The 26,377-nt window shown below is 43.0% G+C and carries 21 protein-coding genes; 7 read left to right on the forward strand and 14 right to left on the reverse strand.

Going from position 1 to position 26,377, the window contains the following annotated elements; genetic code table 11:
* Positions 1 to 196 precede the first annotated feature (196 nt).
* The 5 genes from PCC7418_RS08620 to PCC7418_RS08640 all read right to left on the reverse strand — a co-directional run bounded on the left by PCC7418_RS08620 (position 197) and on the right by PCC7418_RS08640 (position 7,069).
* Positions 197 to 1,381, reverse strand: coding sequence for a pyridoxal phosphate-dependent aminotransferase (locus tag PCC7418_RS08620; protein WP_015225783.1), 1,185 nt, complete (start codon positions 1,379 to 1,381; stop codon positions 197 to 199).
* A gap of 120 nt (positions 1,382 to 1,501) precedes the next feature.
* Positions 1,502 to 3,025 carry an EH signature domain-containing protein gene (locus tag PCC7418_RS08625; protein ID WP_015225784.1) on the reverse strand — a complete coding sequence of 508 codons (1,524 nt, stop codon included), beginning with the start codon at positions 3,023 to 3,025 and terminating at the stop codon, positions 1,502 to 1,504.
* Positions 3,026 to 3,240: 215 nt separating this feature from the next.
* Positions 3,241 to 3,951: an OmpA family protein gene (locus tag PCC7418_RS08630; protein WP_015225785.1), complete on the reverse strand. Its 711-nt coding sequence runs from the start codon at positions 3,949 to 3,951 to the stop codon at positions 3,241 to 3,243.
* A gap of 521 nt (positions 3,952 to 4,472) precedes the next feature.
* Positions 4,473 to 6,620, reverse strand: a complete 2,148-nt coding sequence (locus PCC7418_RS19360; RefSeq protein WP_150107044.1) for a hypothetical protein — start codon at positions 6,618 to 6,620, stop codon at positions 4,473 to 4,475.
* 98 nt (positions 6,621 to 6,718) lie between these two features.
* The gene (locus PCC7418_RS08640) at positions 6,719 to 7,069 is read right to left on the reverse strand and encodes a hypothetical protein (RefSeq protein ID WP_015225787.1); all 351 of its coding nucleotides are present in this window, start codon (positions 7,067 to 7,069) and stop codon (positions 6,719 to 6,721) included.
* A gap of 329 nt (positions 7,070 to 7,398) precedes the next feature.
* On the opposite strand from PCC7418_RS08640, the gene PCC7418_RS08645 reads away from it, so the two are divergent.
* Positions 7,399 to 8,499, forward strand: a complete 1,101-nt coding sequence (locus PCC7418_RS08645; RefSeq protein WP_015225789.1) for an isocitrate/isopropylmalate family dehydrogenase — start codon at positions 7,399 to 7,401, stop codon at positions 8,497 to 8,499.
* 71 nt (positions 8,500 to 8,570) lie between these two features.
* Here PCC7418_RS08645 and PCC7418_RS08650 read toward each other — a convergent pair whose 3' ends face one another.
* The 5 genes from PCC7418_RS08650 to pstS all read right to left on the reverse strand — a co-directional run bounded on the left by PCC7418_RS08650 (position 8,571) and on the right by pstS (position 13,181).
* Positions 8,571 to 9,071, reverse strand: a complete 501-nt coding sequence (locus PCC7418_RS08650; protein WP_015225790.1) for a discoidin domain-containing protein — start codon at positions 9,069 to 9,071, stop codon at positions 8,571 to 8,573.
* 194 nt (positions 9,072 to 9,265) lie between these two features.
* Positions 9,266 to 10,081: a phosphate ABC transporter ATP-binding protein PstB gene (pstB, locus tag PCC7418_RS08655; RefSeq protein WP_015225791.1), complete on the reverse strand. Its 816-nt coding sequence runs from the start codon at positions 10,079 to 10,081 to the stop codon at positions 9,266 to 9,268.
* A gap of 34 nt (positions 10,082 to 10,115) precedes the next feature.
* Positions 10,116 to 10,973, reverse strand: a complete 858-nt coding sequence (gene pstA / locus PCC7418_RS08660) for a phosphate ABC transporter permease PstA (RefSeq protein ID WP_041596551.1) — start codon at positions 10,971 to 10,973, stop codon at positions 10,116 to 10,118.
* Positions 10,974 to 11,040: 67 nt separating this feature from the next.
* The gene (gene pstC, locus PCC7418_RS08665) at positions 11,041 to 12,003 is read right to left on the reverse strand and encodes a phosphate ABC transporter permease subunit PstC (RefSeq protein WP_015225793.1); all 963 of its coding nucleotides are present in this window, start codon (positions 12,001 to 12,003) and stop codon (positions 11,041 to 11,043) included.
* Between the two features lie 56 nt (positions 12,004 to 12,059).
* Positions 12,060 to 13,181 carry a phosphate ABC transporter substrate-binding protein PstS gene (gene pstS / locus PCC7418_RS08670; protein WP_015225794.1) on the reverse strand — a complete coding sequence of 374 codons (1,122 nt, stop codon included), beginning with the start codon at positions 13,179 to 13,181 and terminating at the stop codon, positions 12,060 to 12,062.
* A gap of 366 nt (positions 13,182 to 13,547) precedes the next feature.
* On the opposite strand from pstS, the gene recN reads away from it, so the two are divergent.
* Entirely contained in the window at positions 13,548 to 15,239 is a 1,692-nt protein-coding gene (gene recN, locus PCC7418_RS08675) for a DNA repair protein RecN (RefSeq protein WP_015225795.1), read from the forward strand.
* Positions 15,240 to 15,483: 244 nt separating this feature from the next.
* Entirely contained in the window at positions 15,484 to 16,944 is a 1,461-nt protein-coding gene (purF, locus tag PCC7418_RS08685) for an amidophosphoribosyltransferase (RefSeq protein WP_015225796.1), read from the forward strand.
* A 107-nt stretch (positions 16,945 to 17,051) separates the two neighbouring features.
* On the opposite strand, the gene PCC7418_RS08690 is transcribed toward purF, so the two are convergent.
* Positions 17,052 to 17,240, reverse strand: a complete 189-nt coding sequence (locus tag PCC7418_RS08690) for a hypothetical protein (protein WP_015225797.1) — start codon at positions 17,238 to 17,240, stop codon at positions 17,052 to 17,054.
* A 344-nt stretch (positions 17,241 to 17,584) separates the two neighbouring features.
* Between PCC7418_RS08690 and PCC7418_RS08695 the strand changes: the two genes are divergently transcribed.
* Both PCC7418_RS08695 and PCC7418_RS08700 read left to right on the forward strand, forming a co-directional pair.
* On the forward strand, positions 17,585 to 18,172 hold the full coding sequence (locus PCC7418_RS08695) for a Uma2 family endonuclease (protein ID WP_015225799.1): 588 nt from the start codon (positions 17,585 to 17,587) through the stop codon (positions 18,170 to 18,172).
* Positions 18,173 to 18,325: 153 nt separating this feature from the next.
* Positions 18,326 to 19,468: a DUF58 domain-containing protein gene (locus PCC7418_RS08700; protein WP_015225800.1), complete on the forward strand. Its 1,143-nt coding sequence runs from the start codon at positions 18,326 to 18,328 to the stop codon at positions 19,466 to 19,468.
* Here the strand turns inward: PCC7418_RS08700 and PCC7418_RS08705 are convergent, their stop codons facing one another.
* The 3 genes from PCC7418_RS08705 to PCC7418_RS08715 all read right to left on the reverse strand — a co-directional run bounded on the left by PCC7418_RS08705 (position 19,469) and on the right by PCC7418_RS08715 (position 21,560).
* Positions 19,469 to 20,056 carry a DJ-1/PfpI family protein gene (locus PCC7418_RS08705; protein WP_015225801.1) on the reverse strand — a complete coding sequence of 196 codons (588 nt, stop codon included), beginning with the start codon at positions 20,054 to 20,056 and terminating at the stop codon, positions 19,469 to 19,471.
* A 69-nt stretch (positions 20,057 to 20,125) separates the two neighbouring features.
* A complete protein-coding gene (locus PCC7418_RS08710) occupies positions 20,126 to 20,740 on the reverse strand; it encodes a TetR/AcrR family transcriptional regulator (RefSeq protein ID WP_015225802.1) in 615 nt (204 codons plus the stop codon).
* 208 nt (positions 20,741 to 20,948) lie between these two features.
* Positions 20,949 to 21,560: a TetR/AcrR family transcriptional regulator gene (locus PCC7418_RS08715; RefSeq protein ID WP_015225803.1), complete on the reverse strand. Its 612-nt coding sequence runs from the start codon at positions 21,558 to 21,560 to the stop codon at positions 20,949 to 20,951.
* Between the two features lie 205 nt (positions 21,561 to 21,765).
* Here PCC7418_RS08715 and PCC7418_RS08720 point away from each other — a divergent pair, with 205 nt between their 5' ends.
* Complete coding sequence (locus PCC7418_RS08720; RefSeq protein ID WP_015225804.1) at positions 21,766 to 23,115, forward strand: efflux RND transporter periplasmic adaptor subunit; 1,350 nt, start codon at positions 21,766 to 21,768, stop codon at positions 23,113 to 23,115.
* Between the two features lie 142 nt (positions 23,116 to 23,257).
* Positions 23,258 to 26,371, forward strand: coding sequence for an efflux RND transporter permease subunit (locus PCC7418_RS08725; protein ID WP_015225805.1), 3,114 nt, complete (start codon positions 23,258 to 23,260; stop codon positions 26,369 to 26,371).
* Positions 26,372 to 26,377: the final 6 nt, after the last annotated feature.

A 26,377-nucleotide genomic window follows, 5' to 3' on the forward strand; every position in this document is an offset into this window, starting at 1 on the left:
TCCCAAACGTTTTGACAACGAAACGAATTTAAACGCGATAAGAGTGACAGTGGCTATAACCTGTTATCATATCGCGCTTTAACTTAGCAGTTCTGGGCAATTCACTCAATCAGCTTTCAGAGAGATTTTTTTCGTTTGTTATTTGTTATTCGTTATTTGTTCTTTGGCTACTGATTGCTAGTCACTGGTAATTCAATTAAGATTGAACAAACTTGGTTAAACGTTCGAGACCATGATTGATGGTGGTGAGATCGGTTGCATAAGATAAGCGAATGCAGGAGTCATTACCGAAAGCAATACCTGGAACGGTTGCCACTTGCATTTCTTCGAGTAATTCGTTGGCAAAGTTAAAGGAGGTTTTCCCCGTTTGACTGATATCCACGAAGAGATAAAATGCTCCATAAGGCGTGGGACAAGTCAATTGAGGCACTTTCGCTAAGGCATCGAGCATGATTTGTCGTCGTTGGGCAAATGCTGATCGCATGGTTTCAATGGCGGTTTCGGATGCGGGATTTTCTAACGCAGCGATCGCGCCATATTGAGCAAAGGTACAAACATTTGAGGTACTATGACTCTGAATGGTAGTCATGGCTTTGATAATTTCTTCATTCCCTGCCAAATAGCCCACACGCCAACCAGTCATCGCGTAAGTTTTTGCAAAGCCACTGCTAACTAATGTCCGAGCAAAGATCTCTGAGTTTAAACTGCCAATGCTGATATGTTCCGCGTTATCGTAGAGAATTTTTTCATAGATTTCATCAGATACCACCCAGAGATTATGTTTGACAATGACATCTGCTAAAGCCGTCAGTTCATCTCGGGAATAAACCGCACCTGTAGGGTTAGTAGGGGAGTTGAGAATAAACAGTTTACTTTGAGGAGTAATACTTTGTTCGAGTTGCGAGGCTGTAATTTTGTATTGTTGTTGGGCGGTTGTGGGAACAATAACAGGAACGCCTCCTGCCAGTTTCACCATTTCGGGATAACTGAGCCAGTAGGGAGAGGGAATAATCACTTCATCCCCTGGGTTAATAAACGCCTGCATGAGGTTAAACAGGGAATATTTCCCGCCGTTGGTGACGATCACTTCATTGGCGGAATAGGGTAAATTATTTTCGGAGCTTAATTTGTGCGCGATCGCGCTGCGGAGTCTGGCTTCCCCAGCAGCAGCCCCATACCGAGTTTTCCCCTCATCTAGGGCTTGTTTGGCTGCATCAACAACGTGCTGCGGAGTATCAAAATCTGGTTCTCCTGCACTAAAACTACATACATCTAAGCCATCCGCCTTCATTGCTTTGGCTTTCGCTGAAATTTCCAGCGTTAACGAGGGGGTTACTTCTCCAACACGATTGGCTAAAGGAATATCACGCGATCCGCCCACATCGTCCTCCCATCTGTTTTATTTCATCACTGCTATTCTAGTGTCTCAGACTATGCTTCTTGTTCACAGGGGGGTTGTATCATTTGTTACAACTTTTTGACATTGAACTCTCGTTAAACTTCAATAAGAGGGAAACCTCCTTTTTGCTTCTCGTTCTAATTGCTCAATATCTCTGCGCCATCTCATTAAATCTCTTTCTCGTGTTCTTCGTTTATCACCATTAGGATCATGAAGTGGAAGTCCTATATTAGGATTATAGTGATCGCGATAAGGTTGATTGGGATTATTTTTATTCCGACGTTTGAAATGAGTTGTTCCAGCATTAGGTAAAATTCCCCGTTCTCGCAACCATTTTTCACAATCAATTTGCCAAAGATACTTATGATCATGAACTTCTCCACCAAAAGCCCGTAACCGCTTTACTGATAACTGAGAAGACGCAAACAATTCTTGTTCAATGTTCGGATACTGATCACGCTTAAAAATGCGAGTTTCACTTCCACTTCCACGGAAAAATTCAACAACAAACCAGTTGCCAAAATCAAAAATACAAACTTCTGTTTCCTCACTCCCATCATCTTTGATAATATCTATATCTTGTTGGATTTGATTTCCTACAACATTGACCGAAGACTGCGGAAGTAAAATCCGAATGCGCTCAAACTGATCTGAATATTGCTCCCAAAAATATTTTCTGCTGAGCAGTTGATTTTTATTAGCTTTTTCCTGATCGTTGCTTTCATTGAATCGAGCAGAAATAATATCAACTAACCTTTGGAAATCTCGATAGTTAGCTGCACCAAACCATTGTCTTAACGCACTTTTTGCCTCAGTAGAAAGCCGACTCCATTGAGATGCTGTTACCAGTGGACTATAATGGTTTTGTAGCCACTGGACTAAATTATTAAACTGCCCCCCAACTTCTGCACTAACTTTTTTTAGCAAGGTTTCGACTGCACTAATTTCTTGTTCAACAGTCATTATTTCAAAACAGTTCAGTAACCAACTTGCTTCTTTTTGTGTGGGGTTTGATTGGTTAGAAAAAGCAGTAACAACATATTCTAAAGCATCATAAATAATGCTTAAATTAGTAGGTAGTTGAGCAGTCTTAAATAAGTCTTGAGGTGTTAACTCTTTACGAAGTGATAGTTTAGCTATAGGTAAAACTGGATCGCGCTTTTGTAGAGTACATAGAACTTGAACAGCTAAATCATCATCATGAATATCTGACAAAGTAGAAAAAGTTTCTACCAAAGAGGGTGCTAAACTATTTCTATGTCCATCATAATAATAAGCTAAACGCCAACACAAACGCTGTTTTATAGCATCATTATTAATTGCACCTTCCCAAATCAAGCGAGACGTTGATAATTGTTGGTCTTTTGAATGTTTTTGATCCCAGTCTTTCTTATAATAAATACAGTAAACCCACTCCAATAAACTAACATTGTCGGCGTTTCCTTGTTCTAAATTCATAAAAATGTCATCTAAAGAACGAGGAGGACGAGTTTGATATTGGTTTACTTCAGGGGGAAGTTCTGGGGAAGAGAATTTATGATTCGTTCCAATTTCAGCAGCTAACTTTGTCAATGCTGTTGGTTGTAACTGAAATTGTGGAAGCGGTTGAATAGTTTTAAATTTCATGATTTTTTAGGAGAAATTAAATAACAGATATAGCAGTTATAATTCATTGTAGGGTGGGCATTGCCCACCTTACGACTAATTCTGTTAGGGCTGTTGCTTGTAACTGAAATGGCGGAATATATCAGTTCTAATTCGTTCGTAAAAACTTGATTAAAGGCGGGCGAAGGGGGGATCTGGTGCAGAGGGATTTTTGGGATTTCATATTAAAAGTAATTTTATTTGCTTTCTTGATCAATCGATTCTTTAATTTTTGCTTCCTCTTGATCAGTCCCACCAGTAAAATCAGGACGACGTAATTGAAAGCGGAATGTTACCTTCCGATCAATTGGATCATCAATATTTTGATTTGCCTCAATTTCTCCGCGACCACTAATTAAAATTTTCTTTTCAAAACGCTTCTTGTTTGGGAATTGGAGTTCATCGGAAAAAATGTAATTTGTTACAGCCAAAGCTCGTTCTAAACTTAAAGCGCGATTCGCTATTTCTGAACCTTTAGAACTAGTATGTCCTTCAATTATAATTCGTACAACTAACTGATCAAAGTCTTCATTAGAAAGGATAACTCCGCTATAAATTGGAATAAATTCATTCAGAAATTGTTTTCCTTCAAACTTTAATTGTGAAGAGCCTTCAGTGAATAAAATTTGATCATCTAAGCTCACATCACCTGTTTTGGGATCAACTTGTAAGGCTTCATTACCGATCTCTTTTTCTATTGCTTCGACAACAGCTATAGGTAACTTATCAATAAGTTCTTGATATTTCTGCAACTGAATTTGAGTGGCGATAAATAAGAGGGCGAAAAATAAAAGTAAGCCTGACATTAAATCACTAATTGAAAGCCAAACGCCCGATTCTTGATTTTGTTCGTCGTCATCCTCTAAATCAAGTTCGAGATTAGAATTAAGTGGGTCAAAATTTGTCATTGTATCTCCAAAAAGTTTTTCTGAATAACTTTAATAATTGGTTGACTGATATAACCTTTACAAGTCCCTGGTTAGTGTTGGGTTTCACCGTATTCAACCCAATCTACATAGAGATCTTTTTGTCGGTCAAATCATCTCTAATGCTTACTATTAGTTGGGTTTCACCGTATTCAACCCAACCTACATAGAGATCTTTTTGTCGGTCAAATCATCTCTAATGCTTACTATTAGTTGGGTTTCACCGTATTCAACCCAACCTACATAGAGATCTTTTTGTCGGTCAAATCATCTCTAATGCTTACTATTAGTTGGGTTTCACCGTATTCAACCCAATCTACATAGAGATCTTTTTGTCGGTCAAATCATCTCTAATGCTTACTATTAGTTGGGTTTCACCGTATTCAACCCAACCTACATAGAGATCTTTTTGTCGGTCAAATCATCTCTAATGCTTACTATTAGTTGGGTTTCACCGTATTCAACCCAACCTACATAGAGATCTTTTTGTCGGTCAATCATCTCTAATGCTTACTATTAGCATCATTTAGATCATTGGCTGCTGAAACTAAATAGTTAGCAACACCCATTAATCCTTGAGAGGTTTGATTGAGTTGATTGCAAACTTCTGCTGCTGCTTGTTCTGATTCTTGTCTTCCTTGTTGATAAGTTTCATTAGCTTGTTCAAAGTATTCGGTTAAATTATCATTCCAAGTTTCTAAGCCTCGATTAAAGTTATGAATCAGGTTTTCATAGGCTTGATTAATTTTCCTTGATTCACTTCCTAGAGTTCTCGCTATGTCTTGAATTTGCGCTAAACGGTCAGCAGACGTTAAGCCTGTTGTATTGGCTAAATCACTAACAGCTTTTGTGGTTATTTGAATTTTCTCCATACTTTCAATAACTTGTTCAGCCATATTTTTAGCGTCTTCTTGGAAAACTCTTTGTAATTCTTTAACCACTTCCTCTAAGCCTTCTCGCTGTCTTCCTAATGTTTCTTCTAGGAGATTATTTTGTTGTTCAAAAAACTGATTGAGTGAGTTTTGATAGGTAATGCGGAAGTTTTCTAATTCTTGCTGTACGGTTTGACGGGTATTTTGCAACATTGAATCAATATTAGTTAATGTTCCATTCAAGTTATTACTAGCATTACTCATCATTTGCGAGGCTTCATGACCAACGCGAGTCAGGGTATTGGATTGTTCTACAAAAGCGTTATTCGCTTCTTGTAAAATATCTTGAGTAGAAGTTTGCACTTCTTCGAGCATTGTTCTTTGCTGTTGTGCTTGAGTTCTGAGAGTAGTTTGTAATTCTTCTCGTATTTGTTGGAACGTATTTGCTGTTTCTTCCGCACTTTCAGCAAAAGCGTGGCGTTGAGTTTCTAAACCTGAAATACTCTCATTGATTGCTTGAGTAATACTGGTTTGTAAGTTCTCGCTGGCGTTACTCATCATGTCAGAGGCTTCATTCCCAACGCGAGTCAGCGTATTTGATTGTTCTACAAAAGCGTTATTCGCTTCCTGTAAAATACCTTGAGTAGAAGTTTGGACTTCTTCAAGCATGGTTCTTTGCTGTTGTGCTTGAGTAGTGAGTGCTTGTTCTAAGTCTTCTCGTATTCCTCGGAAAGTCGTAGAGGCTTGTTCAGCACTTTCAGCAAAAGCTGTTCGTTGGGCTTCCATTCCTGAAATACTTTGATCAACTGCATGATTAATATTTGTCGCTACTTGTTGCATTACACCTTGAGTATCGGTTTTAAACTGCTCTAAAATTTGTTGTAGGTTTTGAGCAAAGGCTTCAAGTTGTCCAATAGTTTGTTGTTGGAATTGTTGAATCGTTTGAATAGATGTCGCCAAACTTTCAGAAATTCCTCCTAATTCTTCTTTCAGTTCTTTAACTGCACTGGAAGCCTCTTGAGTCATTGCTGCGCTTTCATCAAGACGAGTCATTACAGGTTCAATAACTTCTGTTTTCAGTTCTGCAATTAAAGTTTTTAGAAGTTCTTGACGCTGGTTTTCAATGGTTTGGCGTTGTAGGTTGAGATCCGTTCTAATTGTTCTAATTTCTTCAAAAGTTGGTTTTAAAGCGGTTGCAACTTCCTCGCCAATTATTTCAGGTTTCAGATGACTTAACTCCTGCAACGTTTCGTTTTGAGTTTTAAGATCTGTTCTGACCTCTTGGAAACTCGGTTTTAAAGCGTTCGCAACTTCTTCCCCAATATTTTGAGCGTTGAGAGTTACTAGCCCTTCCACTTTTTTAGCAATTTTGCCTAATTGTTCAATGGGATCTGGAGGTTGATTACGATTATTTTGCTCGCGAATTTTCGGCATGAGAGAATTACGGCGTATTCGTTTTAAGGTTTCGCTAGCAGCAAGAATAAAAATAAATAAACTTGCGCCACCTAAGCCCCAAAGAGAAGTCGTAAAAGCAGTTTTCATTCCTGCTAAAAGTTCAGTGCTATTGTTTAGAAGTGCATCAGTATTGTTGATATTTTCTAAAGCAATGCCTTGTAAGCCTTGAGAAATCCCCCAAAAAGTTCCTAAAATTCCGATCGCGGTTAGTAAAGTGGGAACAAAATGTAATGGACTGCGAATATTTCCTTTATTAAAAATAGAAAGGTCACGATTTTTACTAATTTGGTTTGCTTTTTTGCCAGTTTGCCTGTAATAGCTCAATAAAAGAGAGATTTCAATAAAAAATCCAATTATGAAAATGATCCTCACAGTGTTGATAAAAAATAAGTTATTTGTTTCGATCGCGCTCAACATACTGATTAAAACTCCTCACTATTTTTCCTTTGAATCAATTGCGTTAACTCTTGTTCAGTTAACATTTCTTCAGCAACCCGCACAGGAAGATGGGCTGCATTCCAATGTCCGTTAATGGGTTCGCGCAAACGAACACTGTAAAGCGGTTCTTCACTCTCTGTTTCTTCATCCAGAACGAGATATACTGTTTGGGGATAATTCCGTAAGAGTCGCAGTTGCAGGTTACTTTTGAGATCGCGCAGAGACAGAGCCAAACCTGCATTGTGATCTAAAAGTTGCTCAGATACTTGTTTCCAAGCATGATTAACGGCGATAATTTCTGTTATTAGTGTTTCAGGAGGAGGGTTGAGTTCCATAAACCCAGTACCATTCTTGAACTATAAAGCGAAGTCATCTCAAATGCAGACTTCATTGCTAAAAACGTTAATTCTTTTTTTGTATCACTTATAAGCCCTGTTAAGGTAACAATTTTATTTAGATTTAAACAAACTTGATTCGGGATTGGTTAGTTATATTTATGTGATAAAAATCATTTTTTTGATTCCGTTACCTCTTTTCTAATGGCGTGTGAACCGCAAATCTAAAACTATTGTGATGTTTTTAATTTCGTGTTCATTTTTACAGTTTCATGATCCTGTAGCGACCAAAATTCTGGAACAAACAACGTTAGTGAGCCATCGTTCCTATGACAAATCAGTCCCCTCTACCGACAATCGTCGTTATGCACGGTGATGAAACAGGAGAAGACCTTTTAGCCGAGGCTTTGCGGGTTTTGCAGCCTGCGGTTATTCGCCAACCGTTAGAATTTGTTGATTACGATCTCAGTCTCAAAAATCGTCGGGAGACTAAAAACCAAGTGGTTTGGGATTCAGCAGCAGCCACTTGTAAGACGGGATTGGCTTTAAAGGCTGCAACGGTTACCCCCGAAACAGCAGGAGATGTGGGTAGCCCAAACGCGATTTTGCGGGAAGCCTTACAGGCTTCTGTGATTTTACGAACGGGTCGACGCATTCCCCAGATTCGCCCCATTGGGGGGGTTCATGCTCCGATTACCATTGTCCGCATGGCGGTAGATGATGCGTATGGGGCGAAGGAATGGCGAGAAACCACAGAGACAGGAGATGAAATTGCTTGGCGGACTTCCAAGATTAGTCGATCCATCTGTCGAACCGTTGCTGAATTTACATTTTCCCATGCGAAACAGACAGGCGCGAAAGTGTTTGGCGGACCGAAATTTACAGTCAGCGCCACCTATGAAGGGATGTTCAAAGAAGAACTGGATGCTGCTGCCAAGCGTTATCCTGAAGTGACCTATCAACCACTGTTAATTGATGCGACCTTTGCGCTTTTACTGCAAAATACTGGAGAAGCCCTAGTGATTCCCGCCTTAAACCGAGATGGGGATTTACTCTCAGATATGGTTTTACAGATGTATGGAAGTATCGCGGGGTCAGAAAGTTTAGTGATGGGCTTTGACTCGGAGACGTTCCAAGTGAAAAATGTTATGGCAGAAGCCCCTCATGGCACTGCCCCTGCCCTTTATGGTAAAAATATTGCCAACCCGATGGCGATGATTTTAGCCAGTGCAGCCCTTTTAACCTATGTGGGAACAACCACAGCCGATCGCGCATCCCGATCCATCTATGAATCCGTATTTGAAGCCATCTATGAAGGGAAAGCCACCCCTGATCTCGGCGGACAAATGACAACTTCTGAGTTTACTGATGAGGTCATTCGTAAAATTAAAACCAAGCTAGAAGTCTGGTCAACCCTGGAATCCAGTTAAGGGTTTTCCAACCGAGAACTCATCAAACTTAACCACATCCCTTGGGAAGCGGTTAAGACTCTCTTTAAGAGCTAGCAACTACCATCGAGGCAATATAAGATCAGCGAGCTTAATTTTGCAAGCGCCAGATGATGATCTCGATCAGGTATAATTTTCAGGCTAAAGTGTGTGACTTGTTCGAGATTGACTGTCCAGTCTTCACATTGAAATGTTGTTCCTGGCGGGCTAAACGTATAATCTTGCTCAAGCACCTTCTCAAAACTTTGACCGCCATTGTGAGAAACTGAAATTTGAAGCACTTGCGTGCGACTCACTTCCACCTCCTCGATTTCAAGTTGGATTTTCCGAATCACCTGGGGTTGATCGAAAACGAGGGTGATGGTTTGAGGTCCAGAAGTCGCAGCAGCCCAATAAGTTGCTCCTTTGCCGTGCTGCTGATCAAATACCCGTTCAATCGGGTGATCTGAATCTTCAGAAGTGAGTTGAACGGTTGCTATGTTGATAATATCTAACTCACCAGTTGTTGCTGAGCGGGGATTTAAGGGTCCCGAATCCACAATTTCTTTTCGCATTGTGCCTCCTGAAGTTGACAATTCCGCCTCGTCCTGTTGGGATCGTAAAAGTTCGACAGACTCAACCTTATGACTATCGGCAGATACGGTTAGGGGATGGATGAAAAACAGCCCCAACAAAATGATTAATACTAGTCCGCTCCCTCTAATTCCAGCCATAATTTTTATTTTAGTCGTTTTAGTCATTTGTAGAACTAGCCGAAGCGTCCAGAGACATAATCTCGCGTTACTTCTTGCTGAGGATCGCCGAAAATGAGTTTTGTTTGATTATATTCAGCCAAATAGCCCACTTTACCGCCACGATCTGTAGCAACAGCATTAAAAAAGGCAGTATAGTCAGCCACTCGGCTTGCTTGTTGCATATTGTGAGTGACGATGATAATGGTATAGTCTTCTGCAAGCTCTTTCATTAACTCCTCTATCTTGAGGGTGGAAATTGGGTCTAACGCGGAGCAGGGTTCGTCCATTAGCACCACTTCGGGATTAATGGCAATGGTGCGGGCAATACAGAGTCGCTGTTGTTGCCCACCAGATAAGGAAAATCCATTGTCTTGCAGCTTGTCCTTAACTTCATCCCAGAGCACTGCTCGTCGGAGAGAAGTTTCTACCAGTTCATCAAGATCCCCGCTATAGTTATTGACTCTCGCCCCATAAGCAATGTTGTCATAAATTGATTTGGGAAAAGGATTAGGCTGCTGGAAGACGATGCCAATGCGACGGCGAACCTCAATTGGGTCAATATTTTTGGCATAAATATCTTGGTCATGGTAAGTAATTTGACCGTCAAGACGGAAACCGTTGATTAAATCATTGAGTCGATTAAAACAGCGCAGTACCGTGCTTTTACCACAACCAGAAGGACCAATTAAAGCAGTAATTCTATTTTTAGGGATGTCGAGAGAAACATCACGCACCGCTTTAAACTTACCATAGTAAATATCACAGGCTTTAGCCCGCAAAACAAGGTCTGTTGAGAAGGCAGGTGTGTTAGTTGATTCAGCGTTATCCATTGACTCAATTCTCTCCAATTAGGACAGTGTTTTTTTAATAAGTTCTCTGTCGTGTTGCCCAGCGAGCAGCGATACTGGTGGTTAATACCAGCAACACCAGAATAAATGCCCCTGCCCAAGCGAGTTCCTGTTGTGGCTCAAAGGGAACAATGGCAAAGTTATAAACTAGCACCGCTAGACTAGCAATGGGATTGAAAATGCCGTTGGGCCAAAACTGAGAAAACAGTGCTGTGAAAATCAGGGGTGCTGTCTCTCCCGCCGCCCGCGCGATCGCGAGAGTAATGCCAGTAATAATGGCTGGTGTGGCAGCAGGGAGAACCACTTTTAAGACCGTTTGATAATTCGAGGCTCCCACTCCCACTGAAGCCCAACGGACTTCTTGGGGAACAATCTTCAAGCCTTCGTCTGTCGTCCGAATAATCGTCGGCAGCATCAAGATCGCCAAAGCCACCCCCCCAGCGACCGCCGAAAATCCAGTTAAGTTAGAACTCACTAAAAGGGCATAAACAAAAACCCCTGCAATAATCGACGGAACACCACTAAGTACGTTCGTGGCAAACTGAATATTTTTAGCCAGCTTGCTCCCTTCGCTAAATTCTGATAGATAAATGGCTGCCATAATGCCAAATGGAACGGAAATAAGCGTGGCAATGGCAACAATAATTAGCGTCCCGAAAATGGCGTTTGCAATCCCTCCTCCCTCCAGACCAGGCGGGGGGGGTAGCTGTGTAAAGAGAGCTAAATCGAGACGACCAATACCACGCACGAGCACCAAAGTCAGCACCAAGACGAGGGGAATTAATGTGACTACCATGCACAAAGTTGCTAAGGTGGTCATGACGATATTAAAAATAGTTCTGCCACTGGAGGTATTCTTTTTTAGCCCTTGCATCTCAAAGGTCTGAATGGGGGAACTGGGAAAGTTAGTCACATCAACACCTCAAAAAACATCGTTACAACTACTGGTACTTAGCCTGCACTCGACTCACAATCATCTGCGCTAACACATTGACGATTAGTGTCATTGCAACGAGCACAAATGCTGCATACATCAGCGCCGAAACTTGCAGTCCTTTTGCTTCTGCGAACTGGTTCGCTAACAGAGAGGCAATGGTATTGGCAGGGGCTAAAATCGAAATATTTAACTGATTTGAATTGCCAATAATCATGGTCGCTGCCATGGTTTCACCCATTGCTCGACCTAAAGCGAGCATTGTACCGCCAACAATCCCAGAAAAGGCAGCAGGAATTAATACTCGAAAAATGGTGCCCCAACGGCTCGCGCCGAGACCTAAAGAAGCCTGTCGCAGGTCAGGGGGTAAAGCTGCTAGAGAATCTCGGGAAATAGCAGTAATAATCGGTAAAACCATAATCGCTAGAATCACTCCTGCTGGGAGCATTCCAGGTCCCACTGGAGACGTTCTAAACAGAGGAATCCAGCCCAAATTTGTATGTAACCAGTCGCCAATGACCTTTAGAAAGGGAATCAGCACAAAAATTCCCCATAAACCATAAACAACGCTGGGAATGGCTGCTAGGAGTTCCACTAAGAACACCAGTACGGTGCGAATCCGTAGGGGGATAAAATCCTCGCTCAAAAAAATGGCAGTTCCTAAACCAAGGGGAAAAGCAATGATGAGCGCAATTAAAGAACTAACTAGCGTGCCGTAAATCATTGGCAGTACCCCATATTCTTGTCGCCCCGCCACGGGATTCCAAGAACTGGTGACTAAAAAGCCAAATCCAAATTCTTGCATGGCTGGCACAGCTTGCATCAAGATCACAAGGGTAATCGCTGCTAAGAGTAAACCAACGGCAATGGCAAAAGCAGCAGTTGCAGCAGCAAAGCCCTGATCGAATTTTTTCTCCGTGTTTGAGCGACCTCTCTGAGAAGGTAATGAAGATGATGTCTTGGCAGTCACAGTAGCCTCAATGCGTTATAAGATGAACTAGGAGCTTTGGAAAAAGACTTTAAAGGTTATCTGACCGTAATCGTGTAATCTGGACTGATCTTGTCTGCTGCTTCAGCAACTCGTTCCCTGACATTTTTAGGAAGAGGGATATAGCCTAACTGTGGAGCAATCTCTTGCCCTTCATTCAGACCAAACTCAATCATTACCTCCATTGCTTTGGCAAGAGTGGGATCGTCATACTGCTCGAAAGCCAGCATCCAAGTATAAGTCACGACTGGATAAGACTGATTGCCTTCAGGGTCTGTGATAAAGGCTCGGAGATTCTCTGGGAGTTCCACAGCAGCGAGAGTAGCCGATGCAGTCTGCTCATTCGGCTCAATAAAATTACCCGAGGCATTTTCAAGGGAAGCCATTGCAAGATTATTATTGACGGCATAGCCATATTCGACATATCCGATCGCGCCTGTGGTCTGTTGCACCTGAGCCGTTACCCCTTCATTTCCCTTTCCCCCGACAAAAGTTCCTTGGGTCGTGGGCCACTGAACACTTTTGCCTTCTCCAATTTCTTTTGTCCATTCTTCGCTGATTGCACTTAAATGCTTAGTGAAGACTCCAGTGGTTCCACTGCCATCAGAACGGTGAACGACCGTGATTTTACGATTAGGAAGTTCAAATTCAGGATTAGCCTGCGCGATCGCGGGATCACTCCAATTCGTAATTTTACCTAAAAGTATATTGACATAAGCATCTCGGGTCAGCTTCAGACCAGACTCGACATTGGGTAAATTATAGGTGAGGACAATACTGCCCGCCGTCATCGGCAACAAAATCACTCCTCTGTCAATCTTCGTGATTTCCTCATCTGTCATCGCAACATCACTAGCCCCGAAATCCACTGTCTCTGAACTAAACTGTTCAACACCAGCCCCACTCCCCACTGACTGATAGTTCACTTCTAGTTGCGGGTGCTTCTGGTTCATCTCGACAAACCAGTTTTGATAGAGGGGAGCGGGAAAAGATGCTCCTGCGCCTGTCATGCGAATATTCTCGCTGAAAACGTTCTGTTCTTCACTTCCGTTAGTTGTCGTGTCCCCACCACAAGCAGTTACACCGACTGCTAAAAGCGTGGAAAAAAGAACCAACCCCAATTGTTTTGGAAAGCGAGCTTTATACACTTGTGGTTTCATGGTTTTATAATTCAATCAAGGAAATGCTGAGTTCAAATGACTTGCAAAAATGAAGTGATATAGCAGTACGTATTCAGGTTAGGACAGGGTTAGACTCTAAAATCTAGTTACAGACTATTGGGGCAAGTTCCCTATTGCCGAGTGCGTAGCACTATATCGGTTCTTTACTCCTCTCAATTTGCGATCAACGGTTAATGTCTTATATCACTTAACTAAGTATATTTAATTGAATTTACTTAACTATTTTCACGATAAATGCTTGTGGTAAAGAAAAGGTTATGTTAAAGTAAAATTTTTGCTAACAAATCCCAGAACTGTTTCTCCTCCTAAAATGAATGAGAGATCATACGCAGCAACAGAACACCCATGTTAATTTCTCTCAGAATTGAGAACTTTGCTTTAGTCGATGAACTGGAACTTGATTTAGGTACAGGCTTAAACGTGCTCACGGGGGAAACAGGCGCGGGAAAATCCATTATTCTCGACGCGATCGATGCTGCACTCGGGGGAAAGGTTAACAGCCGTTTCATGCGTACAGGCAGCGAAAAAGCCCTTGTAGAAGCCACGTTTTCCCTCACTCCCGCCATTCAAAGTTGGTTAGAAGCCCAAGAAATTGATTTACTCGATGATCAAACCTTGGTTTGTAGTCGCGAAATGTCCCAGAAAGGAAATGGACTCCGATCGCGCTCTCGGGTTAATGGCGTTTTAGTCAACCGTCAATTAATTAATGAACTCCGCAGCTATTTAGTGGAAATTACCGCCCAAGGGCAAACCGTAGCGTTGATGATTCCCGCCCGTCAGCGAGAATTGCTGGATACCTATGGTGGACAGTCGTTACTTGCACAACGCAAAGCAGTGGCGAAGGCTTATGAAACCTATAGCCAGTGTAAGGATGCTCTCGAAACGAGACGACAAACCGAACAAGAACGGTTGCAACGGTTAGACTGGATTCAGCATCAGTTAGAAGAACTGCATTCAGCGCAACTCGACCAAGAATCGGAATTAGAAGACTTAGAACAAGAGCGCGATCGGCTGCTTCATGCCGTAGAATTACAACAACTCAGTTATCAAGTGTATCAAACCCTTTATCAGCGCGATGATGAAGCCCCAGCCGGAACCGATATTCTTGGGGATGCAGAGAATCTCTTAACAGAAATGGTGCAGTATGATTCCCAGCTTGCGCCCTTATTAGAAATGGTACAAAATGCGATGACGCAAATTGTAGAAGCGGGACAACAGATTTATGCTTATGGGGAAGGGTTAGAATCGGATCCAGATCGGTTGTCGGAGGTAGAAGATCGGATTCGGACATTAAAACAAATCTGTCGCAAATATGGTCCTGACTTAAAAGACGCGATCGCGCACCAAAAAGACCTCGAAACCGAACTCAATCGCCTCAATGATTCAGAACAATCTTTAGAAACCCTAGAAGAAAATACGAACGCTGCTTATGAAACCCTGATTCAGGCTTGTTCGATTCTCAGCGAACAGCGAAAAGATGCAGCAGTCCGCTTAGAGGAACAACTGGTTGCAGAACTGAAGCCCTTAGCCATGGAGAAGGTGCAGTTTTACTGTACATTAACCGAAATTGCTCCCAGCGCACAAGGCACAGAAAGCGTGAATTATTACTTTAGCCCCAACCCAGGGGAAACGCCAAAACCCCTTTCCGAAACCGCTTCTGGCGGGGAAATGAGCCGTTTTCTCTTAGCGTTAAAAGCCTGTTTTTCTCAAGCGGAACAAAAATTGCAAACCCTTGTTTTTGATGAAATTGATACGGGAGTTTCTGGAAGAGTCGCCAGCGCGATCGGGCAAAAACTACGTCAACTCGCCCAAAACCAGCAAATTCTTTGTGTCACTCACCAGCCTCTTGTTGCTGCTTTGGCTGACTTTCATTTTCGAGTCGAGAAGCAATTTTCCACCTCTCGCACCACCGTTTCTGTCATGCGTCTGTCTGATCCCGATACCCGTCGTGATGAACTAGCGCAACTCGCAGGCGGTGATAATGACGAGAACGCGATCGCGTTTGCCGATTCCCTCCTCAAACAAGCACAATTATAGTGATCAGTGACCAGTTACCAAAGAACAAAGAACAAAGAACAAAGAACAAAGAACAAAGAACAAAGAACAAAGAACAAAGAACAAAGAACAAAGAACAAAGAACAAAGAACAAAGAACAAAGAACAAAGAACAAAGAACAAAGAACAAAGAACAAAGAACAAATGACAAAGAACAAATGACAAAATCTTGTCTTTTCTGTTAAGGGATTGTTAAGATATATGGGGTAATCTCTCTTCGTAGCCCTATGTCACATCCCACTATCGTCCCAACTAACGAACCACCAGATAAGCCAGAAGAGGCTTGTGCTGTATTCGGTGTTTACGCCCCTGGTGAAGATGTCGCCAAACTCAGCTACTTTGGACTCTATGCTCTGCAACATCGGGGTCAAGAATCAGCAGGTATCGCCACATTTAATGCTGATGGAGTGCGCCTCCACAAAGATATGGGGCTAGTGGCGCGTGTGTTTGATGAAGAAAGTCTCCTCCAACTCCCTGGTAAGTTTGCAGTGGGTCATACCCGCTACTCCACAACAGGTTCCAGTTTGATCGCCAATGCACAGCCTGTGGTCATTCCCACTCGATTAGGCTCACTTGCTTTAGCACACAATGGTAATCTTGTCAATGCTCCAACGCTAAAAAGAAGTTTGGAAAAAGACAATTACGAATTCCTTTCTACCACAGACTCAGAAATGATTGCCGTCGCGATCGCGCAAGAATTAGAATCAGGGAAAGATTGGTTAGACGGTGCGATTAGTGCGTTTAACCGTTGTCAAGGGGCATATAGCCTTGTTATTGGGACACCAGAAGGATTAATGGGCGTGCGCGACCCCCACGGGATTCGTCCGCTAGTCATTGGAACATTTGGTAAAAACTCCCAGCATTATGTTCTCGCTTCAGAAACCGCAGGCTTAGATATTATTGGCGCAGACTATTTACGAGATGTGGAACCTGGGGAACTGGTTTGGATTACTGAAAAGGGATTAGCCTCTTATCATTGGTCAGAAAAACCCGAACCCAAACTCTGCGTTTTCGAGATGATTTATTTCTCTCGTCCTGACAGCATGGTCAATCAAGAAACTCTCTACAGTTATCGTTTGCGGTTGGGACAAGAACTGGCGCAAGAATCTTATGTAGAAGCTGACTCTGTGATTCCTGTTCCTGATTCTGGTATTCCCGCCGCGATCGGATTTTCTCATGAATCGGGGATTACCTTTGAAGAGGGATTAATCAAAAACCGCTATGTGGGACGAACCTTTATTCAACCCACTCAGAGTATGCGGGAATCTGGGATTCGGATGAAATTAAATCCCCTCAAAGATGTCATTGCTGGGAAACGGATTATTATTGTGGATGATTCCATTGTTCGAGGAACAACCAGTCGGAAAATTGTACAGGCGTTACGAGATGCGGGCGCGATCGAAGTTCACATGAGAATCTCTTCTCCCCCAGTCACTCATCCTTGCTTTTATGGAATTGATACCGATAACCAAGACCAATTGATTGCAGCAACAAAATCAGTCGATGATATTGCCAAACAAATTGGTGTTGACTCTTTAGCTTATTTAAGTTGGGAAGGAATGCTAAAAGCAACAGGAGAAAACCCTGATCATTTCTGTTCCGCTTGTTTTACTGGCGATTATCCTATTGAAATTCCTGATCAAGTAAAGCAAAGTAAATTGTTATTAGAACAAAATGTTTCTAGTTAAGTTAGTAATTTTCTAGCTTCATGAGATAAGTTGTTGATTTTTGTTCTTGGTTCTTGGTTCCTTGTTCTTTGGGAACTGATAACTGGTCACTGGTCACTGTTTGTTAGTTACTTTTGTAATTGATTACTTTTGGTTTTTTTAATATGTTCTGCTACCTTTTTCTTTCGGGTTTCCCGTGAAGATAAATCAGAGGGAGCATCTTGCAATAAATGTTCAGGATGTCCACCCCGCCGCTCAACAATCGTTTGACGAGGTTGTAACCGTTGTAAATGTTCAGAAAGGAGACGTTTTACCAATTCCTCTGATGTCGTCTTTTCTTTAGCTAATAAGGAATACTCTAATGGTTGCTACATAAGACTGGTTTAACAATCCCCCCTAGCCCCCCTTAGTAAGGGGGGGGTGGGGGGATCGGTATGTAGCAGGCTTTTTTGTATTTCATATAAAATTTCGACTAAATATCTTTCACTTTCTGGATCTAATTGTAAATATAACATCACTTATTTTGTCCTCAATTATCTTATTTTATATTGCCATTAGTTATCAATCGGTCGCAAACATTGACCAATTTGATCTTATATCTGGTTTATCATAAAGTCAGAAAAAGCCGAGTCAGAAGGGAAGGGGTGATTAAGGCAAGATGATGACAACCCTTAAACTTGAACCAGGAATCACACTGAGCGAAAACGAATTTTATGCTCTTTGTCGCCAAAATCCCGACATAAAATTTGAACGGACTTCCGATGGAGAATTGATTATTATGCCACCGACAGGTGGAGAAACCGGGCAAACCAATGCTGAATTAATCGCTGATTTCATTTTCTGGAATCGTCAAACCAAACTGGGAGTCATTTTTGATTCTTCTACTTGCTTTCGATTACCCAAAGGCAGTGATCGTTCTCCTGATATTTCTTGGGTGAAAAAAGAACGCTGGGAAGCACTGACGCTAGAAGAAAAACAGAAATTTCCGCCTTTGTGTCCTGATTTTGTATTAGAACTTTTATCTCCGAGTGATAATCTTTCTCAAACTCAAGCAAAAATGCTGGAATACCTTTCTAATGGCATACAATTGGGTTGGCTGATTATTCCCCAAACGCAACAAGTCGAAATTTACCGTCAAGATCAACCCATCGAAATCTTACAATCTCCTGCTGAACTTTTTGGAGAAACAATATTACCTCAATTTACCCTTAATTTAACTTGGCTTTGGCAACAGAGTAAACACCTGTAAACTATTTATTTGAAATTAGCAATTTTCTCTAAATCAATTAGTAGGGTGGGCAATGCCCACTACTGAAACCAGAGATTTTCTATCAATCAATTTAAAACTGCTAGAGAGTTAAGATGAGAGGAGCGTCTTAGTGATTTAAGTTCAGTTTTAATCATGCTGCATCGTCTTCAATCATGGCTGGAAAATCATGCCTCTAGCCCCTCTTATGGCGGATTAGTTTTACTGTTAATTGCAATTGCGTTCTTTGGTGCAGCAACGAATACAATGGTGGGTTGGTTGTATGCCCTGAGTGGTCTCATTTTTGCACTTTTAGGGCTGGCTGCGGTACTACCGCCAAGAGCTTTAAAACCGCTTCAAGTGCGACGATCTCCCATTTATCCCGTGAGTGCAGGAGATGAACTAACACTAGAGTTAATTATAGATAATCCCACCCCACAATCAAAAACACTGTTGCAAGTCATTGATCAGTTACCATCAGCTTTAGGAAAACCTCCACAACGCGCGATTGAAGTCATTCCCCCCAAAGAAAGTTATGACTGGATTTACACCACAGAAGCGAAACAACGAGGAATTTATCATTGGTCACAGGTCCATTTACGCACCGCCACCCCTCTAGGATTATTTTGGAGTCGTCGCAGTCGTCAGGTGAAGTCGAAAGCGATTGTTTATCCTCTCGTTTTACCCCTAAAACAATGTTCTCTGCTAGATACCATTGGAGAAGAAGATAGCGATCAATTTCCGCAAGAAAGACGGTTTCAAGCAGCAACAATCGGTTTAACGCGAGGGTTACGTCCTTATCGGCGCGGTGATTCTCCTCGTCTGATTCACTGGCGGAGTAGTGCGCGGTATGGAGAGTTACGAGTTCGCGAATTAGAATTGTCGATGGGCGGACAAGATGTGGTGATTTGTCTTAACAGCGCGATCGCGTGGGAAGAACAATTATTTGAAGATGCAGTCATTGCAGCAGCATCCCTCTATTTTTACGCCCTCCGCAGTCAACTCAATGTTAAACTCTGGACAGCACAAGCAGGATTAATTCAATCCCAACAAGAAGTCTTAGAAGTGCTAGCAGCTGTCCAGTTTCAAGAAACACACCAACAGAGTCCCCCTTCATTACCTTTAGTCTGGTTAACTTGCGACCCCACTGAAGTCAAAGACCTCCCTCAGGGGAGTCGTTGGGTCTATTTCTCCCCAGAGGAAACAGATACACCATTGGCGAGTAACTTTTTAGGGTTAACGATTAATACTGCTGAATCATTACAACAACAGTTACAGAAAAGTCCAGAAAGACGATAGTTAAGAGGAATGATCAATTTTTGTTCCCAAAACTTCTAAAAAGGCTTTTAACCATTGCGGATGCGCGGGCCAAGCAGGGGCTGTCACTAAATTACCATCAACGATTGTCTCATGGGCAGGAATCGAAACATATTCTCCTCCCGCCTGGACTACATCGGGACCACAAGCGGGATAAGCGGTGCAGCGTTTTCCTTTTAACACCCCAGCAGCAGAAAGGACTAACAGCCCATGACAGATAGACGCAATGGGTTTATTATTGTCTGCAAAATGGCGAGTGATTTCTAAAACTTTTTCATTTAAGCGAATATATTCTGGGGCGCGTCCGCCGGGAATCACGAGTGCATCGTACTCGTTGGGATTAATTTCATCAAAACTCGCATTTAAGGAAAAATTATGACCAGGTTTTTCGGAGTAGGTTTGATCGCCTTCAAAGTCATGAACCGCCGTTTTGATTGTATCGCCCGTTTTTTTATCAGGACAAATGGCATCCACCGTATGACCCACGGTTTGTAAAGTCTGAAACGGAACCATAATTTCATAGTCTTCCCCAAAGTCACCGACAATCATTAAGATTTTTTTACCATTCATAAGATGAAAGCTCCAGTCAATGCTTTGTTGACGATCATGCCATGTTTTGGCGGTACAGTTCAAAATGTTTTATGGCGACTGAATCCCCTGAATCAACATTTGCACAGAAAATTCTAAAAAGGCATTAAAGTCTTCTTCAGTTTCAATTTTGAGGCGATTATCGAGGGTTAACATCGCTTGACCATGGACGAAAGACCAAGCAACTCTCGCTAAGTTGAGAGAATCACTTTCACAAAACACGCCACTGGCTTGTCCTTCCTGAATAATATTGACTAAGACCATAAACGATTGTTCCGCCACTTCCGCAAGGGAAGCGGACTCGCTACAGCCATCCCGATAATTTCCAAACATCACCCGATAATGGGCAGGATGAGTGAGGGCAAACTTGACATAAGCAATCCCGATCGCGCGCAGTTGGTCTCTCGCATCCTCAGATGACCCGATTTTTGCCTCTTCTAGCCTTTTTCGCAGGGCAATAAACCCCTCCTCGGCAACTGCCATTAACAGGGCTTGTTTCGTTTCAAAATGGCGATAGGGCGCGTTATGAGAGACCCCCACATAACGGGCGAGTTGTCGCAAGGATAAATCGCTGATTCCTTTTTCATTGATTAAGGTAATCGCTGCTTTAATTAAGTTTTCTCGTAACTCTCCATGATGGTAAGTTTTGCTCGTTTTTGAAGTCATAATTTTTAGGTTGACAGTGCCAACATTTTACCCTAAACTAAAAGTTGACAGCGACAACATTGGAGGCAGTGACCAGTGGATAGTTGAGAGTGGATAGTGGATAGTAAAGAAGAAAAAAACTACCCACTTAATAAATGACCAATGACTAATGACTAATGACCAATGACTAATGACTAATGACTAATGACTAATGACTAATGACTAATGACTAATTCTGATGTCCTTCTAAAAAAGTATTCACCGCATCGTCCACAATTGATGCAATTTCCTCGGAAGTGGGGGCGGGGGTAATGCCTAAAATGCGTTGCATTTGATTGATCCCTAAAAACATTCCCACAAATTGTTTCGCAGCCCGTTCACTATCAAAGGGTTTGAGTCTTCCTTGATCCTGTTGATCTTGCAGGTATTTCGCCAGGGCTTGACAACGAGGTTTCGGTCCAGAATTGAAAAATAATTGTCCCAGTTCTGGAAATTGCTGATTTTGAGCAATCACAATCCTTAACAGCGCGATCGCGCGATCAGACAAAACCACCGACATCACCTGTTTTCCAATTGCAGTAAGGGCTTCTCTCGGCGGTAAATTATCCACATCTGCTTCCACTAAAGGCGATAAAATCTGTTCACTTAAATCTTCTACAATCGCACAAAATAAGCCTTCTTTTCCCCCGAAGTAGTTGTAAATATTGCTTTTTGACCCGCCCACTTTCTTAACGATCGCGTCCACACTTACGCCATCGTAACCCCGTTCGATAAATAAGTCCGTTGCTACAGCCAGAATCGCCTTTTTCTTTTGTGTTGAGCGTTCCGTTGATCCTCCCATCTCGGTCTCCTTTGCCAACGACGTATTCCACAATACCGTATCATTGTTGATTTCTAAGGTGTTGACAATACCATACCGTATGGTACGATACGAACAATTGAAATTTTTGTTCTTGGTTCTGCTTGCAACAAACTGAACTGCGGAGAGACCAATCTTGATTTTGCTCATTTAATACCATACTGTACGTTACGATAGAGGTTTTCTGATGCTAACTCATAACAACACAACTCTCGATAAAGACCAAGAAACTGGATATATTGAAAAGCCATCTAAACAAGGAGGAAAGAAACGACTGATTTGGCTAGGGGGGATGTGTTTTCTGGTTGTCGGTGCAATGATCGGTGTTCCGCGCTTTTTTCGTGAACCTTCTTCTCCTCAAGAAACAACAGAAATCAATGCAGTTAGTGTGGAAACGATAACCCTTGAACCGGCTTCTGGTTATGAGATTACTCGTCGTTACACAGGAGAAATAACCGCCCAACGCAGCAGCGAATTAGGATTAGAACGAGGGGGAGAATTAACGGATGTGTATGTGGAAGAAGGCGATCGCGTTGCAAAAGGAGATGCTTTAGCTAAACTGGATACTCGGAATTTAGAAGCACAACGAAAACAACTCGAAGCCCAGCGCGATCGCGCTTTAGCCCAACTGCAACAACTGGAAACGGGTGCGCGGAAAGAAGAGATTGACGCAGCCAAAGCCCGAGTACGGAATCTAGAAAAAGAATTAGACTTAAAACAATCGCAGCGATCGCGCCGTGAGTTTCTGTATCAAGAAGGGGCGATTTCTCAAGAACAAAGAGACGAGTTTGCAACGCAAGCAGAAGCCCTCACCGCCCGTTTAGACGAAGCCAAAAGCCAACTGCAAGAATTACTCAACGGAACGCGGAAAGAAGAAATTATTGCACAACAGGCGACTGTAGAGGAACTGAAAGCCAGTATTCAAGAGATTGATGTCACCCTCAGTAAAAGTATTCTCAAAGCCCCCTTTAACGGGATTGTTTCTAAACGCCATATTGATGAAGGAACCGTGATTCAAACCGGACAACCAGTGATTCGCTTAGTGGAAAATGCAGTTCCCGAAGCGCGGATCGGGCTTCCTGTAGAAATGACAAATGAATTAGAAATCGGATCATCGCAAACCGTCACCATTGATTCGCAAACTTATTCTGCAACCGTTCGCGCGATTTTACCGGAAGTTGATCCGGAAACCAGAACCCAAGTGGTGATTTTAGAACTGGATCAGGCTGCAATTTTAGAAACACATCCCGGACAAACCGTTCGTCTCACCCGCACAAAAACCATTAATAGCGACGGTTACTGGCTACCCTTATCCGCACTAACAAAAGGGATTCGCGGTTTATGGACAGCGTATGTTGTGGTTGAATCCGCCGATGGAAAGGGCTGGGAAGTGCAACAGCAAGCGGTAGAAATTTTACATCAAGACAAAGATCGCGCCTATGTTCGCGGAACCTTACAACCCCATGATCGCATTATCGCCAATGGAACCCATCGTCTTGTTCCCGGACAAACCGTTTCAGTGATTAGTGATCAGTAATCAGTTACCAGTTACCAGTGATCAGTTACCAGTAATCAGTTAGCAGTGATCAGTGATCAGTGATCAGTGACCAGTTACCGAGGAACCAAGAACCAAGAACAAAGAACAAAGAACGAAGAACAAAGAACGAAGAACAAACACCATGGTACGCCCCTTTTATCGCAATATTCGCCTTTTAATCCTCACCATCTTTCTGGTTGTCGCCTGGGGAGTCGCCTCCTTTCAATCCTTACCGCGACAAGAAGATCCCTCCCTCATTCCCCGCACGGCTGTGGTGAAAACCGCTTATTCTGGTGCAAGCGCCGATCGCGTGGAAGCCCTAGTGACAGACACTTTAGAATCGGAAATTACAGAACTGGAAGCGGTGAAAACGATTTCTTCTGACTCCCGAGTCGGATTTTCAACGGTTCAAGTGGAATTAGTGGATACCGTTAAAGATGCACAGCCTATTTGGTCAAAAGTGCGGGATAAATTAGATGATGCAAGCGCAGAGTTTCCCACAGGGGTAGGAGAACCGGAATTAGAAGAAGCCACGATTAAGGCTTATACAATGATTCCCGCGTTAACTTGGACACAGGATTCCGATCCCAATTATGCCATTCTCCGCCGTTATGCAGAAGAACTGGCGGTGGTGATGCGGAGTGTGGATGGAACGGAAGAAGTAGAATTATTCGGCGCACCCGATGAAGAAATCAGTGTGGAAATCAACGCCGAAGATTTAGTCGCAGTGGGGTTATCTCCGCAAGCCTTAGCGAATCGGATTCGTCTCAGTGATGCAAAAGTTTCGGCGGGACAATTACGTAATAATCAGCGTAATCTTGCGGTGGAAGTGGAAAGCGAACTAGAAACCCTCGAACAAATCCGACAGATTCCGATTCAAAATAACCGTGAGGGACAGTTTACCCGTTTAGGGGATATTGCAACCGTAGAACGAGGAATTGAAGATCCCCCGCAACAATTGGCGTTAATCAATGGTCGAAGCGCGATCGCGCTGGGAGTTTTAATGAAGTCTGGGGTACGCATCGATCAATATTCCCAAGTCATTCATCAAAAACTGGATCAGTTTCAGTCTCACCTTCCCCAAGGGATGGAACTCGATCTCATTTTCGACCAAAGTGAATATGTGGCGCAACGGATTAATTCTCTGATTCAAAATCTGTTGTTTGCAGCGATTCTCGTGATTGCGGTGGTATTTGTGGCGATGGGGTGGCGGTCTTCTTTGATTGTGGGAACCGCGCTTCCTTTAACCGTTTGTGCGGTTTTAGGCTGCATGAGTGCGACAGGAATTGCAATCCACCAGATGTCGGTAACGGGATTAATTATTGCATTAGGACTTTTAATTGATAACGCGATCGTGGTTGTCAATGAAATTCAATCGGAATTAGAAAACGGAGTACCTCCCTCCCAAGCAGTTACGAAAACCATCAACTATTTACAAGTTCCCCTCTTTGCTTCCACCTTAACCACCGTCTTTACCTTTTTACCGATCGCGCTGTTACCCGGTGGTGCGGGAGAATTTGTCGGATCAATCTCTATCAGCGTTATCTTTGCGATTATTTCCTCTCTATTGCTTTCTTTAACCGTTGTCGCTGCATTAGCGGGGCGATTGTTAGGACGCATTCCCCCTACAGGATCAAGAAGATGGTGGAATAATGGAATTTCCTTTACTGCGGTTAGCGGTGTCTATCGCTGGAGTCTCAAACAAGCAACCACAAAACCCTTATTAACGGTTGTCCTCACCTTGATGATTCCTCTTGTCGGCTTTGGTGTAGCGGGAAGTCTCGATAAGCAATTTTTCCCCCTTGTCAATCGCGATCAGTTTCAAATTGAAGTTGAATTTTCCTCAGACAGCGCGATCGCGCAAACCAAGACCAAAATTAAACGCGCCCGCACTCTCATCCGCCAGCATTCCCAAGTGAAAGAAGTCCATTGGGTGATGGGAGAAAGTGCGCCCAAGTTCTATTACAACATTACTGGACAACGGCAAAATCAACCCCATTACGCGGAAGCGATGGTGCAATTAACATCAGGGGAAGGGGTACAGGAATTAGTGCAAACTGTCCAAAAAGAACTGGATCAAGCGTTTCCCGAAGCAAGGTTTTTAGTCCGCCAACTGGGACAAGGACCCCCCTACGATGCACCGGTAGAGATGCGGATTTATGGACCGAATTTAGATGAATTACGACGCTTAGGACAAGAAGCCAGAGAAATTCTCGCCTCCATTCCTGATGTCACTCATGCACGAGATGATTTGAGCGAATATCGCCCCAAACTCGGCTTTACCGTGGATGAAGAACAAGCCCAACAAGTCGGACTCGATAACAGCGCGATCGCGCAACAATTAGCAGCCTATCTCGAAGGATCAGTCGGGGGTTCGGTTTTAGAAGCAACAGAAAATCTCCCCGTGCGAGTACGCCTCACCGAAACTGATCGCGCTGATCTCAGTGACCTCACCTCACTTGATTTACGCCCCTCAAATGCGAATGACCGCAACTTCCGTCCCAACTCAGCTTTAGGAGACTTTGATCTGGTTCCACAACGGGCAAAAATTTCTCGCCGTAATGAACAACGGGTGAATACGGTGCAAGCCTTTATTACGGCTGGGGTTTTACCTGCAACAGTTTTAGAAACGTTTCAACAAAAACTAGACGCAGAAAACTTTCAACTTCCCCCAGGCTATTCTTACGACTGGGGAGGGGAACAAGAAGAAAGTAACCAAGCAGTGGGAAACTTACTCCTCTATGTTCCCTTACTCGTCATTGGCATGAGTATTGCCTTAGTCTTATCTCTCAACTCCTTCCGTCAAGCTGCCATTATCGGTTTGATTGCCCTTGGATCCATTGGCATGGCACTATTTTCCCTGTGGCTCTTTGATTCTATCTTAGGCTTTATGGCAATTGTCGGCTCAATGGGCTTAGTGGGAATTGCCATTAACGATTCCATTGTCGTTCTCTCCGCCTTTAACGAAGATCAACGGGCGAAACAAGGCGATCCCAAAGCCATCCGCGATGTTGTCATGAAAGCAACTCGCCATGTGTTAACCACCACTGTCACAACCATGATGGGCTTTGTTCCTTTACTCCTAGAAGGAAATCCCTTTTGGCAACCTCTCGCGATCGCGATCGCCGGTGGCATTGCGGGATCATCTGTGATGGCATTATACTTTGTTCCCGCGATGTATGTCTTATTAATGGTTCGTTTACCCCGACTCTTGCGTGAAAATAAAATGAAATCAACCGCATCCAATCCAACGTAAGGAAAA

Source organism: Halothece sp. PCC 7418, assembly GCF_000317635.1.
In the GTDB taxonomy this organism is placed as follows: Bacteria; Cyanobacteriota; Cyanobacteriia; order Cyanobacteriales; family Rubidibacteraceae; genus Halothece.

What these genes read in the sequence shown, in the direction of transcription:
- PCC7418_RS08725 (WP_015225805.1), top strand. Translation starts at nt 23,258, where the DNA reads ATGGTACGCCCCTTTTATCGCAATATTCGCCTTTTAATCCTCACCATC.
- purF (WP_015225796.1), top strand. Translation starts at nt 15,484, where the DNA reads ATGTCACATCCCACTATCGTCCCAACTAACGAACCACCAGATAAGCCA.
- PCC7418_RS08645 (WP_015225789.1), top strand. Translation starts at nt 7,399, where the DNA reads ATGACAAATCAGTCCCCTCTACCGACAATCGTCGTTATGCACGGTGAT.
- pstB (WP_015225791.1), bottom strand. Translation starts at nt 10,081, where the DNA reads ATGGATAACGCTGAATCAACTAACACACCTGCCTTCTCAACAGACCTT.
- PCC7418_RS08715 (WP_015225803.1), bottom strand. Translation starts at nt 21,560, where the DNA reads ATGGGAGGATCAACGGAACGCTCAACACAAAAGAAAAAGGCGATTCTG.
- pstA (WP_041596551.1), bottom strand. Translation starts at nt 10,973, where the DNA reads ATGCAAGGGCTAAAAAAGAATACCTCCAGTGGCAGAACTATTTTTAAT.
- PCC7418_RS08700 (WP_015225800.1), top strand. Translation starts at nt 18,326, where the DNA reads ATGCTGCATCGTCTTCAATCATGGCTGGAAAATCATGCCTCTAGCCCC.
- PCC7418_RS08625 (WP_015225784.1), bottom strand. Translation starts at nt 3,025, where the DNA reads ATGAAATTTAAAACTATTCAACCGCTTCCACAATTTCAGTTACAACCA.
- PCC7418_RS08640 (WP_015225787.1), bottom strand. Translation starts at nt 7,069, where the DNA reads ATGGAACTCAACCCTCCTCCTGAAACACTAATAACAGAAATTATCGCC.
- PCC7418_RS08705 (WP_015225801.1), bottom strand. Translation starts at nt 20,056, where the DNA reads ATGAATGGTAAAAAAATCTTAATGATTGTCGGTGACTTTGGGGAAGAC.
- PCC7418_RS08695 (WP_015225799.1), top strand. Translation starts at nt 17,585, where the DNA reads ATGACAACCCTTAAACTTGAACCAGGAATCACACTGAGCGAAAACGAA.
- PCC7418_RS08650 (WP_015225790.1), bottom strand. Translation starts at nt 9,071, where the DNA reads ATGCGAAAAGAAATTGTGGATTCGGGACCCTTAAATCCCCGCTCAGCA.
- PCC7418_RS08710 (WP_015225802.1), bottom strand. Translation starts at nt 20,740, where the DNA reads ATGACTTCAAAAACGAGCAAAACTTACCATCATGGAGAGTTACGAGAA.
- PCC7418_RS08630 (WP_015225785.1), bottom strand. Translation starts at nt 3,951, where the DNA reads ATGACAAATTTTGACCCACTTAATTCTAATCTCGAACTTGATTTAGAG.
- PCC7418_RS08720 (WP_015225804.1), top strand. Translation starts at nt 21,766, where the DNA reads ATGCTAACTCATAACAACACAACTCTCGATAAAGACCAAGAAACTGGA.
- recN (WP_015225795.1), top strand. Translation starts at nt 13,548, where the DNA reads ATGTTAATTTCTCTCAGAATTGAGAACTTTGCTTTAGTCGATGAACTG.
- pstS (WP_015225794.1), bottom strand. Translation starts at nt 13,181, where the DNA reads ATGAAACCACAAGTGTATAAAGCTCGCTTTCCAAAACAATTGGGGTTG.